Source organism: Pantoea sp. GbtcB22 (assembly GCF_019091025.1).
Lineage (GTDB): Bacteria > Pseudomonadota > Gammaproteobacteria > Enterobacterales > Enterobacteriaceae > Pantoea > Pantoea leporis.
Map to the genome: position 1 here is coordinate 275,167 of NZ_JAGXKB010000003.1, position 14,571 is coordinate 289,737.

Here is a 14,571-nt window from a genome sequence, read left to right on the forward strand (position 1 = left end):
GAGCTCAGTCACAATTAATACTTTTGCTCTTTTTTAGGGCTTTTGCTCAGTTAACACTTCATCGGCATCTCGCGTTAACATGGCGCACCGGTTTTGACGGAACAGCGCGATGAGCAGAGAAGAGAAAAAACAAGAACTGGCAGCACGTGCGGCCTGGATGTATTACGTGGCGGGCGTGACGCAGCAAGAGATTGCACGCGCGTTAGGATTGTCACGTCAGGTGGCGCAGCGATTGGTCTCCAGCGCGCGTGAAATGGGCATGGTGAGCGTAAAGATTGATCATCCGGTTACCCATTGCTTGCATCTGGCGCGCGACGTTCAGGAGAAATTTGGCCTGCAACTGTGCCGTGTGGTGCCATCCGCCAATCTGGATGATGACGCTATTCAGCAGATGCTGGCAGTGGAAGGCGCGGCGGTAATGGCGCAATACATCAGCGAGGAGCAGCCGCAGGTATTTGGCATTGGTTCCGGTAAGACGCTGCGCTCCATGATTGATGCACTTCCCTGGGTTGAACGACCGCAGCATCAGTGCGTTTCGATGATTGGCGCGATTGCGCGGGACGACTCGGGTACGCGCTACGACGTGCCGCTGAAGATGGCGGAGAAGATGCAGGGCAAGTATTTCTTCATTCCTGCGCCGCTGTATGCGGATACGCCCGAAGATAAAGAGATGTGGATTCAGCATCAGGTTTATCAGCGCGTGACGTTACGCGCCTTGCAGGCGAATGTGGCCTTCGTTGGCATCGGCGAAGTGCAGCCCGGCTGCCCGCTGCATGCCGAAGGCTTTATCACCGATGCGCAAGTTGCTGCGCTCAACGCGCGCGGCGTGGTGGGCGAAATGCTCGGGCACTTTTTCAATCAGCAAGGTGAACGCGTGTGGGGTGAAACCGATGAACTGCTCACCAGCGTGTTGCTGGAGAGCCAGACGCAACGCCAGATTATTGGCTTTGCCGGCAGCGAGCGTAAATATCCGGCGATTCGCGCGGCGTTGCAGGGCGGCTGGGTGTCAGGTCTGGTGACCGATGAGGATACGGCGCTGAAGTTGTTGCGGGGGTAGAGGGTGCTTGCTGGCCTTCCCCCGCCCGCGGGGGAAGGAGACGCTGCCAAATGCCACTTCAACACCCACATATAGCAGCATCTTCCTCCCCCAATTTTGGGGGAGGACCGAGGAGGGGGACAGCGAGGAATGGCCTGGATGGGGGACAGCGGGCACAAAACTACTTCAACGATCCCTTCAAAAACTGCTGCAAGCGCGGGCTTTTTGGATTGCCGAACAGCTCATCCGGCGTGCCCTGCTCTTCAATTTTGCCCTGATGCAGGAAGATCACATGATTAGAGACGTGACGAGCAAACTCCATCTCATGCGTCACCACCACCATGGTTTTGCCCTCTTCCGCCAGTTTCTGCATAATGCGCAGCACTTCGCCGACCAGTTCCGGATCGAGCGCAGAAGTGGGTTCGTCAAACAGTAACACTTCAGGCTCCATCGCCAACGCACGCGCAATCGACACGCGCTGCTGCTGACCACCGGAAAGGTGCACCGGATATTTGGCACGCGCACGCGCATCAATGCCGACTTTATCCAGATACTTGATCGCACGCTCACGCGCTTCCGCCTTGCTCAGCCCCAGCACCTGAATCGGCGCTTCGGTAACGTTGTCCAGCACCGTCATGTGGCTCCACAGGTTGAAGTGCTGAAACACCATGGTCAGGCGCGTGCGCAGCATACGCAGCTGCTCTTTGTTCGCGACTTTCAGTTGACCATCGGTGTCGCGCACCAGATTGATCTGCTGGTTGTTGACCGCAATGGTGCCTTCGCTCGGTTTCTCGAGGAAGTTAATGCAGCGCAAGAAGGTACTTTTCCCGGAACCGGACGAGCCAATAATGCTGATCACATCGCCGGCATTCGCCTGCAGCGATACGCCTTTCAAAACTTCATGTTCACCGTAACGTTTGTGCAGTTCGGTAACGCTTAATTTATTGTCAGCCATAGTGATACTCAATGCGATGAAGAAGGTTTTACGTGCGCCAGGAAGCGTTGTTCAGCTTTGCGGAACAAGCTAATCAGCCCGTAAGAGATTATCAGATACAGCACCGCAGCGATGCCAAACGCGGTAAACGGCTGATAGGTGGCCGAGTTGATATCGCGCGCGATTTTTAACAGATCCGGCACCGTCGCGGTAAACGCCAGCGCGGTGGAGTGCAGCATCAGGATCACTTCATTGCTGTACGCCGGCAGCGCGGTGCGCAGTGCCGACGGCAGAATGATGCAGCGATACAATTTAAACGGTGAGAAGCCATAGGCGCGCGCCGCTTCGATTTCACCGTGCGGCACCGAACGAATCGCACCGGCAAAGATTTCGGTGGTATAGGCGCAGGTGTTCAGCGTGAACGCCAGCAGCGTACAGTTCAATCCACTGCGGAAGAAGGCGTTCAGCAGCTCGGTGCCCTTCACCACTTCCAGCGTGTACATGCCGGAGTAGAACACCAGCAGCTGCACATACAGCGGCGTACCGCGAAATACATAGGTGAACAGCCAAACCGGCGTGGAGATAAAGCGGTTAGAGGAGACGCGCGCAATCGCCAGCAGCACCGCGAGCGAACCGCCGATCACCACCGAGATGATCAATAACCACAGCGTAATCGCGATGCCGGTAAAACGGTAACCATCGGTCCAGAGCAGCTGTTTCCAATACTCCTGAATAATCTCAATCATAGCTCTGCCCTTTTCACACCCACCGTGTAGCGACGTTCAAGCCACCACAGCACGCCATTCGACAGCGTGGTAAACACAAGATAAATCACACCTGCCACAATGGCGAAGTAGAACGGCTGCCAGGTACTTTTACCTGCCAGCTGCGTGGCTTTCACCACATCTTCCAGCCCCAGCAGCGAAACCAGCGCCGTGGCCTTGAGAATAACCTGCCAGTTGTTGCCGATGCCCGGCAGCGCAAAGCGCATCATGGCCGGGAACAGAATGCGACGGAAGGTTTGCGAGCCGGTGAAACCGAAGGCGGTTGCCGCTTCGATCTGCCCTTTTGGCACCGCGAGGAACGCACCACGGAAGGTTTCAGTGAAGTAGGCGCCGTAGATAAAGCCGAGCGTGATGATACCGGCGACCATCGGGTCGATATCAAATTGCGCTAGTCCCAGCGCATCAGTGAGAGTATTCAAGGCGATCTGCAGACCGTAGAAGATCAGCAGCATCAACACCAAATCGGGCACACCGCGGATTAAGGTGGTGTAGCCTTCAAACAACATCGCCAGCGGGCGACTGCGAGAAAGTTTGGCGCCAGCGCCAATCAAGCCGAGCACCACCGCCAGCAACACGGAACTGAGCGCCAGCTCCAGCGTCACAAGGGTGCCCTTGAGGATTACTTCGGAATAGCCATACAACATGGGTTCAATCCTGTCGTGAGGGTAAGTTACAAACGCTGCCCAACTGACGGACAGTCCTAACCGGGGAATTTGAATCGCAGGATGGATGGCGGCAAGCGTATGAAGCCGGGCAGTTTACATAGGTAAGCGCCCGGAGTGAATACTTATGTGCAACCTTCCTGCCTTTCACAGACCAGGATTAGGAAACAGGATAATTAATCGCCGTACACGTTGAAATCAAAGTACTTCTTAGCAATCTTGTCGTAAGTGCCGTCTTTACGCATCTCAACAAAAGCTTTATCGATCGCGGCCTTCAGATCGGCGTCATCTTTACGCAAGCCCATACCGGTACCGACGCCAAAGATCTTGTCGTCTTTCACTGCCGGGCCGGCAAACGCATATTTAGCGCCAACAGGCTGCTTCAGGAAACCTTCGCTCGCCTGCACTTCGTCCTGGAACGCGGCATCAATACGACCGGCATTCAGATCCTGATACACCAGATCCTGGTTAGCGTAAGGCGTAACGGTGACACCTTTTGGCTGCCAGTACTCTTTTGCATAGGTTTCCTGCGTGGTGCCCTGCAGCAGACCGATGTTTTTCCCTTTCAGGGATTCAATGGTCGGTTGCAGCGTAGAACCTTTCGGTGCCACTAAGCGCGCGTTCGCCGCGTACAGTTTTTCAGAGAAGTTGATCTCTTCCTGACGCTTTTCGGTAATTGACAGAGAAGAGATGATGGCGTCGATCTTCTTCGCTTTCAGCGACGGGATCAGCGCATCGAAATCACTTTCCACATAAGTACATTTTGTCTTGATACGTTTACAAATTTCGTTCGCCAGATCGATATCAAAGCCCACCAGCTGACCTTGCGCGTTCTTGGATTCGAATGGCGGATAAGTCGGGTCAGTTCCAATGCGCAGCGACTGCGGCACAGCGGCGAAGACGCTCGCGCTACTTACCATTGTCAGCATCAGAGAAAGAGCCAGAACTCGCTTTTTCATAGGTAACCCTCAAGTGAAGTGCTTATTGTTATGTGGTGCGTGATGTGTTGGTTTGCGCTGTAAGCTGTGCACGTTTCATGCCAGTTGTGCGAATTGGCTAAACGCTGCGCAAGCGCGCTAAATACTGCGCCGGTTAGCGGCGCAAGCACTTAGTTTGTGAGGGAAATATAACAGCGGTGTGAGGAAGAAAAAGCGACATTGTTAACTTTTGGTGCACAAGATGCACGAAGAGTGATCGCACACGCGAATTTGCACACGAGCAGTGCATCAATGCACCATTATGCGCCACTCCAGCGAGTGAAAAGATCTTCTGGCAGCTCAATATCAAACTGATCGAGCACACGATTCACCGTTTGATCGACTAAATCGCCGATGGATTGCGGACGATGATAGAACGCTGGCACCGGTGGCATGATCAGCGCGCCCAGCTCTGCGGCGGTGGTCATCATGCGCAAATGTCCCAAATGCAGCGGCGTTTCACGTACGCACAGCACCAGCTTACGCTGCTCTTTTAGCACCACATCGGCGGCGCGGGTCAGCAGGCTATCGCTGTAGCTGTGCACGATCCCTGACAGCGTTTTCATCGAGCACGGCGCGATTGCCATGCCGAGAGTCTTGTAAGATCCGGATGAGATGCTGGCGGCGATGTCGCGCACGTCATGCACCACATCGGCCATCGCTTGCACCTCGCGCAGGCTGAAATCGGTCTCCAGCGCCAGCGTTTGCCGCGCGGCGGGGCTGATCACCAAATGGGTTTCCACCTCCGCCAGCGGTTGCAGCACTTGCAACATGCGCACGCCGTAGATCGCGCCGCTGGCGCCGGAAATACCAATGATCAGTCGTTTCATAATTCAGCCTTGCAGGTTCAGATTGCGGCAATGATAGCGGCTCACTGAACAAAAATACAAAAACAAACAGGGCGGGATTGCGCCCGCCCTGCTTTTACTCTGCCATAACCTCTGGCTTAGCCTTCGTTGTGCAGCTCCAGACCTTCCACTTCTGTCTGACGCGCGATGGCTTTGGAATCGTCATTACGCAGCGACTGCAGATACTCAAGGTACTGTTGATCGACATCTTTGGTGACGTAGATGCCGTTGAATACCGAGCACTCAAAGTTGGCGATATCCGGGTTCTCTTCACGCACCGCTTCAATCAGGTCGTTGAGATCCTGGAAAATCAACGCATCCGCTTTAATCAGCTGGCAGATCTCATTCACTTCACGGCCATGCGCAATCAGTTCGGTAGCGCTCGGCATATCAATGCCATAGACGTTCGGGAAACGGATTTCCGGTGCCGCCGAGGCGAGATAGACTTTTTTCGCGCCCGCTTCACGTGCCATCTCAATGATCTGCTCGGATGTGGTGCCGCGTACGATGGAGTCATCCACCAGCAACACATTCTTATCACGGAACTCAGCACGGTTGGCGTTCAGCTTGCGGCGAACGGCGCTGCGGCGCTGCTGCTGGCCGGGCATGATAAAGGTACGGCCAACGTAGCGGTTCTTCACGAAGCCCTGACGATATGGCTTGTCGAGGATACGTGCGATTTCCAGCGCGATATCGGTTGAGGTTTCCGGAATCGGAATCACCACATCGATATCCAGATCTTCCCACTCGCGGGCAATTTTGTTACCCAACTTGGTGCCCATACGCACGCGTGCGCTGTACACCGAGATTTTGTCGAGGAACGAGTCCGGGCGCGCAAAGTAGACGTATTCAAACAGGCACGGATTGGTTTTGGGGTTCTCGGCGCATTGACGCGTAGAGAGCTGGCCCTGCTCGGTGATGTATACGGCTTCGCCAGGCGCTACGTCACGAATGAACTCGAAGCCCAGCGTATCCAGCGCGACGCTCTCTGACGCTACCATGTATTCGGTGCGGCCATCAGCGATAACGCGCTTGCCCAGCACCAGCGGACGAATACCGTTGGGATCGCGGAAGGCGACCATTCCGTGTCCGATAATCATTGAAACCACTGCGTAAGCGCCGCGCACCTGCTGATGCACAGCCGCCACCGCAGCAAAAATGTTGTCAGCTTCCAGCGGATAGTGCTGAAAACGGTCCAGCTCCTGCGCGAAGATGTTCAGCAGGATTTCGGAATCTGAGGTGGTATTAACGTGACGGCGACCCGTTTCGAACAGCTGTTTACGCAGTTCGTGGGCGTTAGTCAGGTTGCCGTTATGCGCCAACGTGATGCCATAAGGGGAGTTCACGTAGAAAGGTTGCGCTTCAGAGGCGCTGGAGCTGCCTGCCGTTGGGTAGCGCACATGACCAATCCCGATGTTGCCCTGCAGACGCTGCATATGGCGCGCTTCGAACACATCGCTGACCAGGCCGTTGGCTTTACGCAAACGGAAGCAGTTAATAGCATCGATGGTACAAATGCCGGCGGCATCCTGCCCGCGGTGCTGAAGCACCGTTAACGCGTCATAGATTGACTGGTTTACTGGCATGAAACCGGTGATACCAACAATACCGCACATATTGTCATTTCCTCATTAGCCGCACTCCCGATGGTGTCACCGGGGTAAAAAACTCGACGTGCTTTTCAGGTAATCGAAAAACCACCTGATGATGTAACTGAACTGGGGAATGAGTTGCGACTGTTGCCAGTCCGGGCTTTTAGAAAAGCCGGTGAATGTATCGAGAAAGAACAGCATAGCAGACACGATCAGCACACCGCGCAACGCCCCGAAACAGACACCCAACACCCTGTCGGTTCCCGACAAGCCGGTTTTTTCAACCAGCGAGCCGATCACATAGTTCACGATGGCACCCACAATCAGGGTGGCAACAAACAACACCGCGATAGCGATGCCGTTGCGAACCAGTTCGTCGTCAAAACCTGTAAACCAGACTGCAAGGTAGGCGTAATAATGACTGGCGACAAAAAACGCGCATCCCCAGGTAACGAGAGATAAGGCTTCCCGGACAAACCCGCGAATCAGGCTGACCAGAGCCGAAAAACCAACTACCGCAATAATGACGTAATCAATCCAGATCATGAACTCTTCCAGCCCAGTGCTATCGCACCCCTGCATCCAGTTCGGGGCGCATTCTAACAGAAAAAGAAAACGTTTGCGTAGGGTTTTCCGGTTCTGTTTCCGCAAAAAGGGCGATGAAAAAAACTTTCCTCGCCCTGTGTATTATCAGTGATTTAATCCACTGATATTCAATGATTTTCCTGTCGCGCTTCGCTACAAAATTTTTTAAAGCCGCGCCTTTTTCTGCTATTGGCGCGGCTTATCAGCGCGTTATCGCGCGCTATACGGTTTCACCACGCCACCGAGGCCGGAGATGCTTTGCAACTCACTCAGCGAGCCTTGCAGCTTCGCTTTATTGGCATCCGGACCGACGTAAATGCGGGTGATTTGTCCCTGCACCGGCGTAGACGGCACGGTAAAGGCGCGATAACCGGAAAGACGCAGCTGCGCCACAATCTCGCTCACTTTCGCCGCATTCTTCAGCGCTCCGAGCTGCACCACAAATGCCTGACCAGCTGGCGCTGCGGGTTCACTCTGCTTCGGCGTTTCCACCGGTTTCGACTGCTCTACCGGTTTCGGCTGCTCGACGGGCTTCGGCTTAGCTTGCTCCACCGGTTTTGGCTTCGGCTGTTCAACCGGCTTCGGTTTCGGCTGCTCGACCGCTTTTGGCTTCGACTGTTCCACCGGTTTCGGCTGCACTTGCTGATGCACCGGCGGCGGCGTGACCACGCTGGGCTCGCTATTCTGCGTGGGCTGCGCGCTGCCATTAGTGGCGGTTTTACCACCGTTCTGATTCTGGGCCGCGCCCGCCCCTTCCGGCGGCTGCGCCGGCAAGGGTTGCGTCACCGGCGGCACCATTTCGCTATCCTGCTGATCGTCCGGTTTTGGCACCAGCGGAATGGCGGCGAACTCTTCTTTAAAATGTTTCTTCTTACCGTCTAGCAGGCCGGGCAAGACGATGACACCAATCGCCACCAGAATGACCGTACCGACTAAGCGATTTTGGAACTTACTTGCCACTGCCGTTCTCCGCTGCCATCGATTCCATAACCTGCGCTACGGTGTGGAAAGAGCCACACACCAGAATCACATCTTCGGGACGCGCCTGCTGACGCGCCGCTTGCCAGGCTGCATCAACGTTGCTGTAAGCCACACCGCCGTCCAGATGAGCCAGCAGCTCATCGGCGGAGGCACCGCGCGGACCGTCGAGCGGCGCGCAGTACCAGCGATCAACCTGTGGTGCCAGCGCCGCCAGCGTGCCCGCGATATCTTTGTCGTGCAGCATGCCGACCACCGCATGCACTTCACCGCTGTGCGGCTCTTCAGCCAGACGCGAAGCCAGATAATAAGCGGCATGCGGATTGTGCGCCACATCGAGAATGACGCGCGGCGCTTCGCTGACGGTCTGGAAGCGCCCCGGCAAAATCGCCAGCGGCAGATGCTGACGAATAATCGCTTCGCTTACCGTTAAACCCGACGCACGCAGTGCGGTCAGCGCGGTGGCGGCATTGGGTAACGGCACCTGCGGCAGCGGTAAATCGCGCAGCTCGCCGTGCGCATCCTGTAACGTCCAGCTGGTACCCGTTTGCTGCCACTGCCAGTCGCGATTGCGCTGCAGCAACACCGCACCCTTCTCCGCTGCGACGTCGGCGATGGTGCCCGGCATATCGGCTTCACCGACAATTGCTGGTTTACCTGCGCGGAACACGCCGGCTTTTTCCCGACCGATACTTTCACGATCAGGACCCAGCCAATCGGTGTGATCGAGCGCGATGCTGGTGATCACTGCCACGTCGGCATCGACAATATTGGTGGCATCAAGACGTCCGCCCAGGCCGACTTCAAGGATCACCACGTCGAGATTCACCGCGCGGAACAGATTGAAGGCCGACAAGGTGCCGAACTCAAAATAGGTCAGTGAAGTGTCACCGCGCCCGGCTTCAATCGCGGCAAAACTGGCGCTGTGCTGCGCTTCATCCAGTTCAGCGCCCTGCACCCGTACACGTTCGGTGTAACGCACCAGATGTGGCGAGCTGTAAACGCCCACGCGATAGCCCGCGGCCATCAATAGCGTTTCCAGCATGCGGCAGGTGGTGCCTTTGCCATTGGTACCGGCGACGGTGAAGACAAAAGGAGCGGGTTTGAGCAGGTCGAGGCGTGCGGCGACGCGTTGAATACGATCCAGACCCAGTTCAATGGCCTGCGAATGCAGATGCTCAAGATAATGAAGCCACGTGGCCAAAGGCGACGTGGCTTGAGGAAGAGATTTGTCCATGTGTCCCGTTCAAAATCAATACATCGAGTAACTTAAGGTCGCGGACCACGTTGGATGCAACCTTAAGTATTCAATGTAGACGGTGCATTGGAGGAAGGAAACATTACTGCCTCATTCCGTTGCCTGTCAGGCTTCGTTGCTCTCCGGCTCAGCCACATTTGGCTGATCACCATCCAGCTGCGGCGCTGGCAGGTTCATCATTTTCGCCAGCAGGCTTGCCAGCTTAAAGCGCATTTCCGGACGACGGATGATCATGTCGATCGCGCCTTTCTCGATCAGGAACTCACTGCGCTGGAAGCCCGGCGGCAGTTTTTCACGCACGGTCTGCTCGATAACGCGTGGACCGGCAAAGCCAATCAGCGCTTTCGGTTCCGCCACGTTGAGATCGCCCAACATCGCGAAGCTGGCTGAAACGCCGCCCATGGTTGGGTCAGTCAGCACGGAGATATACGGCAAGCCGCGCTCCTGCATTTTCGCCAGTGCCGCACTGGTTTTCGCCATCTGCATCAGCGACTGCAGCGCTTCCTGCATACGTGCACCGCCTGACGCGGAGAAGCAGATCAGTGGGCAGTTGTCTTCCAACGCCTGCTCAACGCCACGCACAAAGCGCGCGCCAACCACTGAACCCATTGAGCCGCCCATAAAGGAGAACTCAAAGGCCACAGCAACAATTGGCATGCCGTGCAGCGTGCCTTTCATCGCCACCAGCGCATCTTTCTCACCGGTGTCTTTCTGTGCGGCGACCAAACGGTCTTTATACTTCTTCGAGTCGCGGAACTTCAGTAGATCTTTCGGTTCCAGCTCGCTGCCCAGCTCAACCAGCGAACCTTCATCCAGCATGCTATGCAGACGCTCACGGGCGTGCATGCGCATGTGATGGTCGCACTTCGGGCAGACCTCGAGGTTACGCTCCAGCTCGGCGCGGTACAGCACCTGCCCACAACTATCGCACTTGGTCCACACCCCTTCCGGGATGCTGGCTTTGCGCGTTGGCGTGGCAGTGCTTTTATTCAGTATGCGTTCAATCCAGCTCATTGATGACCTTTCTATTTAATGCTGACCTGGTCCAGTCTTCTCATTGCTGCTGAAATCACCTTCAGCAGGCCGTAAATGTCGCTCATTAAACCACAACCCGTTCACGCTGTGGATAAAAATCTGGTAACGAGCTTACTGCGACTTCTGCTGGCGGCGATGGCGCCACACTTCAATTACGCCTGGCAGTATAGAAACCACGATGATGCCGACGATCAGCAGCTTCAGGTTCTCCTGCACAACCGGCAGGTCGCCAAACAGGTAACCAGCGTAAGAGAACAGCAGCACCCACAGCAGTGCGCCCGTCACATTGTAGAGCGCGAAGTGGCGATAAGACATGTGTCCCATCCCCGCCACAAAGGGGGCAAAGGTTCGCACGATTGGTACAAAGCGCGCAAGTATAATGGTTTTGCCGCCGTGGCGATCGTAGAACGCGTGGGTTTTATCCAGGTAACTGCGACGGAAAATTTTCGAGTTCGGGTTGCTGAACAGCTTCTCACCGAACAGACGACCAATCGTGTAGTTCACCGCATCACCGAGGATGGCGGCGATCACCAACAGCGTTACCATCAGGTGAACGTTGAGATCGTTACCCGGCAAGGCCGCCAGCGCACCGGCAACAAACAGCAGGGAATCGCCTGGCAGGAACGGCGTGACCACCAAACCCGTTTCACAAAACAGAATCAGGAACAGAATGGCGTAAATCCAGATGCCGTACTGCGCCACCAGCTCGGCCAAATGCACATCAATATGCAGAATAAAATCGACTAAAAAGTGGATGAAATCCATATAACCACAACTCCCCTAACACCCAACAATTAACGGTTAATCCGCGAGGAACAACGGTCCCAACGCAGGCTGAGGTAATGCAAAGTGGGATGGATAATCCACCGCTACCAAATAAAGCCCCTCGGCTTTGGCGGTCGCCGCCGCCAGCTTACGATCTTTGGCCGCGAGCAGCGTCGCCATCCACTCTTCCGGCTGGTTGCCGGTGCCGATTTCCATCAGGCTGCCGACAATATTACGCACCATGTGATGTACAAATGCATTGGCTTTGATATCCACCACCACATACGGCCCATGACGCGTGACGTTGAGATGCATCACGTTGCGCCACGGCGTGCGTGACTGACACTGCACCGCACGGAACGAGGTGAAGTCGTTCTCGCCAATCAGCGCCTGACCAGCGCGCTGCATCTTCTCTGCATCCAGCGGATGGTAATAATGGGTAATGCCATTGCCCAGAATCGCCGGACGCAGCCGATGGTTGTAAATCACGTAGCGATAGCGGCGTGCCGTGGCGCTAAAACGCGCATGAAACTCGTCCGGCACCGCTTTCACCCAGCGCACCGCGATGTCATCGGGCAGATTGGCATTCACGCCCAACGTCCAGGCTGCGTCAGCACGCGATGAGGTGGTTTCAAAATGCACCACTTGCCCGGTGCCATGCACGCCAGCATCGGTGCGGCCCGCGCAGAACACCACCACCGGATGATCCGCCACTTTCGACAGCGCCTTTTCCAGCTTTTCCTGCACGCTGCGCACTTCATTTTGCCGCTGCCAGCCGTAATAACGGCTGCCATCGTATTCAATACCCAACGCCAGCTTAAGCGTTTTCCCTTCAGGCAACATTAATAGAAATACTCCTGCACCAGTTTCTCAGCGGTTTTCACCGCCATCAGTGCACCGCCGAAGCGGATGTTGTCTGCCACAGACCAGAACTGCAGCAACTCTGGGATGCCGTAATCATTGCGCACGCAGCCAATGCTCAGCACGTCGCTGCCGGACGCATCGCCCACCTGCGTGGGGTAATCGCTCTCTTCACTCAGGTTGATATCACCGGAGCGGCCCAGTTCATCGCGCGCTTCTTCTGCAGAGAGCGGACGCAGATTCTCCACGTGTACCATCTGCGCATTGCCATAGAACACCGGCGCCTGCACGCTGCTTACCGCGATCGGCAAACCTTCGTCCTGCAGCACTTTACGTACCTGCTCAACCACGCGACGTTCGCTCTCAACGCTGCCATTGCTGTCCGCCAGCAGCGGCAAAATGTTGAACGCCAGCTGGCGGCCAAAATAGTGCGTTTCCGCCGGCACGCCGTTCAGCAAACGCGCACTTTCACCGGCCAAACCATCAACCGCCGCTTTACCATGGCTGGAGGCCGCAATCAGGTTGGTAACCTGCAAACGGCTCAGACCGGCCAGATCCACCAGCGGTTTGATTGAGCACAGCAGCTGGCTTACCAGGCTGTCGGCAACGGTAATGATGTTGCGATTGCGGTAATCCGCCAGCACCTGTGGATTCACATCCGGCACCACCAGCGGCACATCCGGTTCGAGCGCAAACAGATCGCTGCTATCGATCACCAGACAACCCTGGCTGGCGGCTTCTTCGGCATAGCGCGCCGAGGCTTCACGACCCGCAGTGAAGAACGCCAGCTGCACTTGCGTCCAGTCAAATTCGGCCACGTCCTGCACCAGCACGGTACGTCCCTCAAAACGTTTGTTCTCACCGGCACCGTTTTCACTCGCCAGCAAATACAACTCACCAACCGGGAACTGGCGTTCAGCCAGCAGTTCCAGTACAGCGTTCCCTACTGCGCCTGTTGCGCCCAAAAGCGCGATATTCCAGCCGTCAGACATGTTGGTTACTCCAGAGATTGACACAAAAACAGAAGGCGATGAAAACATCGCCCGAGATTTAGGAATTATCCCCCGCAATAGTGCAGGTGATTGAAATTTCTTTACAAACTGGCGCGGAAGCCAAGCTGATTGAGCATCGCAGCCGTCTCCGCATCATCGCAATGCACCTGCAGCGATGACCATTCACGACGCTCTTGATATTGCTTGCGCAGGCGATCAAACTCGCCTGGCTTTGCCGCCACTTTACGCAGTGGCGCATCGTCGCGGCGCACATCATACACCAGATGCACTAAGCGTTTTAGCGTTGGCTGATCGAGCTTGCCGCGCAGGGTGACAGAACCGAATTCAGGTGCCGGCAGCAGGCTTTCCAACGCCACCTGTTGCGGCTGGCCGATAAAGTCGCACCAGGCTTCAAACACTTGCGTGGTGCCGCGCGCTTTACCTTCCAACGTGTAGCCAGCGATATGGGCGGTGGCGATATCCACTTTATCCAGCAGATCGAGCGACAGATCCGGCTCCGGCTCCCACACATCCAATACCACGCTAAGATCGTGGCGCATCTTCAGCACTGCCAGCAGCGCCGCGTTATCTACCACCGCACCGCGGCAGGCGTTGATCAGAATAGTGTTGGGTTTGAGCGCCATCAGCAGCGCCGCATCGGCCAAATGCCAGCTTTTATACGGGCCATCTTTAAACAGCGGCGTGTGGAAGGTCAGGATGTCGGCCTGCGCCACCAGATCATCCAGCGAATGGAAGGTTTCCTGATCGCCACGATCGGCGCGCGGTGGATCGCACAGCAGCGTTTTCACGCCCCAGGCTTGCAGACGCTTCTGCAGGCGGCCGCCAACATTCCCCACGCCAACAATGCCCACGGTGCGATCGCGCAGTGCAAAACCATCGCGCTCCGCCAGCAGCAGCAGCGAGGAAAACACATACTCCACCACCGCAATGGCATTACAGCCAGGCGCCGCAGAGAAGCTGATGCCTGCCGCCGCCAGTGATGCTTCATCAATATGATCGGTGCCGGCGGTCGCGGTGCCGACAAACTTCACCGGCGTACCGGCCAGCAGTGCCGCATTCACTTTGGTGACGGAACGCACCATCAATCCGCTGGCGTCCTGCAGCTCAGCTTCCGGCAACGGACGTCCCGGCACCGCAAGCACATCGCCGGTGCGGCTGAAGAGTTCACGGGCATAAGGCATATTTTCATCGACGAGAATTTTCACTGCGGCGGTCCTGTCTGCAAAAATTTAAGGCGCGTAT

The 14,571-nt window shown here is 56.1% G+C and carries 15 protein-coding genes; 1 reads left to right on the forward strand and 14 read right to left on the reverse strand.

Annotated elements, in window-relative coordinates:
* The first annotated feature begins 109 nt into the window (after nucleotides 1-109).
* Nucleotides 110-1,057 (forward strand): sugar-binding transcriptional regulator, encoded by a 948-nt coding sequence (locus KVT28_RS12625; RefSeq protein ID WP_192233261.1) that lies wholly within the window; start codon nucleotides 110-112, stop codon nucleotides 1,055-1,057.
* A 160-nt stretch (nucleotides 1,058-1,217) separates the two neighbouring features.
* Here the strand turns inward: KVT28_RS12625 and hisP are convergent, their stop codons facing one another.
* The 14 genes from hisP to pdxB form a co-directional block, all read right to left on the reverse strand.
* Nucleotides 1,218-1,991 carry a histidine ABC transporter ATP-binding protein HisP gene (gene hisP / locus KVT28_RS12630; protein WP_101763641.1) on the reverse strand — a complete coding sequence of 258 codons (774 nt, stop codon included), beginning with the start codon at nucleotides 1,989-1,991 and terminating at the stop codon, nucleotides 1,218-1,220.
* Nucleotides 1,992-1,999: 8 nt separating this feature from the next.
* A complete protein-coding gene (locus KVT28_RS12635; protein ID WP_008105190.1) occupies nucleotides 2,000-2,716 on the reverse strand; it encodes an ABC transporter permease in 717 nt (238 codons plus the stop codon).
* Nucleotides 2,713-3,399, reverse strand: a complete 687-nt coding sequence (locus tag KVT28_RS12640; RefSeq protein WP_008105192.1) for a histidine ABC transporter permease HisQ — start codon at nucleotides 3,397-3,399, stop codon at nucleotides 2,713-2,715. Before KVT28_RS12640 ends, KVT28_RS12635 begins: the two co-directional genes overlap by 4 nt.
* Nucleotides 3,400-3,593: 194 nt before the next feature.
* A complete protein-coding gene (gene argT / locus KVT28_RS12645) occupies nucleotides 3,594-4,376 on the reverse strand; it encodes a lysine/arginine/ornithine ABC transporter substrate-binding protein ArgT (protein ID WP_101763640.1) in 783 nt (260 codons plus the stop codon).
* A gap of 278 nt (nucleotides 4,377-4,654) precedes the next feature.
* On the reverse strand, nucleotides 4,655-5,224 hold the full coding sequence (locus tag KVT28_RS12650; RefSeq protein ID WP_061717852.1) for a UbiX family flavin prenyltransferase: 570 nt from the start codon (nucleotides 5,222-5,224) through the stop codon (nucleotides 4,655-4,657).
* Between the two features lie 116 nt (nucleotides 5,225-5,340).
* A complete protein-coding gene (gene purF / locus KVT28_RS12655; protein WP_101763639.1) occupies nucleotides 5,341-6,858 on the reverse strand; it encodes an amidophosphoribosyltransferase in 1,518 nt (505 codons plus the stop codon).
* A gap of 36 nt (nucleotides 6,859-6,894) precedes the next feature.
* A complete protein-coding gene (gene cvpA, locus KVT28_RS12660; protein WP_064739347.1) occupies nucleotides 6,895-7,380 on the reverse strand; it encodes a colicin V production protein in 486 nt (161 codons plus the stop codon).
* Between the two features lie 249 nt (nucleotides 7,381-7,629).
* A complete protein-coding gene (gene dedD, locus KVT28_RS12665) occupies nucleotides 7,630-8,379 on the reverse strand; it encodes a cell division protein DedD (protein ID WP_217548738.1) in 750 nt (249 codons plus the stop codon).
* Nucleotides 8,369-9,634: a bifunctional tetrahydrofolate synthase/dihydrofolate synthase gene (gene folC / locus KVT28_RS12670; protein WP_217548740.1), complete on the reverse strand. Its 1,266-nt coding sequence runs from the start codon at nucleotides 9,632-9,634 to the stop codon at nucleotides 8,369-8,371. The genes dedD and folC overlap by 11 nt, the downstream gene beginning before the upstream one ends.
* Nucleotides 9,635-9,760: 126 nt before the next feature.
* A complete protein-coding gene (gene accD, locus KVT28_RS12675) occupies nucleotides 9,761-10,669 on the reverse strand; it encodes an acetyl-CoA carboxylase, carboxyltransferase subunit beta (protein WP_008105205.1) in 909 nt (302 codons plus the stop codon).
* 132 nt (nucleotides 10,670-10,801) lie between these two features.
* Entirely contained in the window at nucleotides 10,802-11,455 is a 654-nt protein-coding gene (locus KVT28_RS12680) for a DedA family protein (RefSeq protein ID WP_101763636.1), read from the reverse strand.
* Nucleotides 11,456-11,491: 36 nt separating this feature from the next.
* Nucleotides 11,492-12,298, reverse strand: a complete 807-nt coding sequence (gene truA, locus KVT28_RS12685) for a tRNA pseudouridine(38-40) synthase TruA (RefSeq protein ID WP_217548742.1) — start codon at nucleotides 12,296-12,298, stop codon at nucleotides 11,492-11,494.
* Entirely contained in the window at nucleotides 12,298-13,308 is a 1,011-nt protein-coding gene (locus KVT28_RS12690; protein WP_217548744.1) for an aspartate-semialdehyde dehydrogenase, read from the reverse strand. The genes truA and KVT28_RS12690 overlap by 1 nt, the downstream gene beginning before the upstream one ends.
* A gap of 101 nt (nucleotides 13,309-13,409) precedes the next feature.
* On the reverse strand, nucleotides 13,410-14,534 hold the full coding sequence (pdxB, locus tag KVT28_RS12695) for a 4-phosphoerythronate dehydrogenase PdxB (RefSeq protein ID WP_110866556.1): 1,125 nt from the start codon (nucleotides 14,532-14,534) through the stop codon (nucleotides 13,410-13,412).
* Between the last annotated feature and the right edge of the window lie 37 nt (nucleotides 14,535-14,571).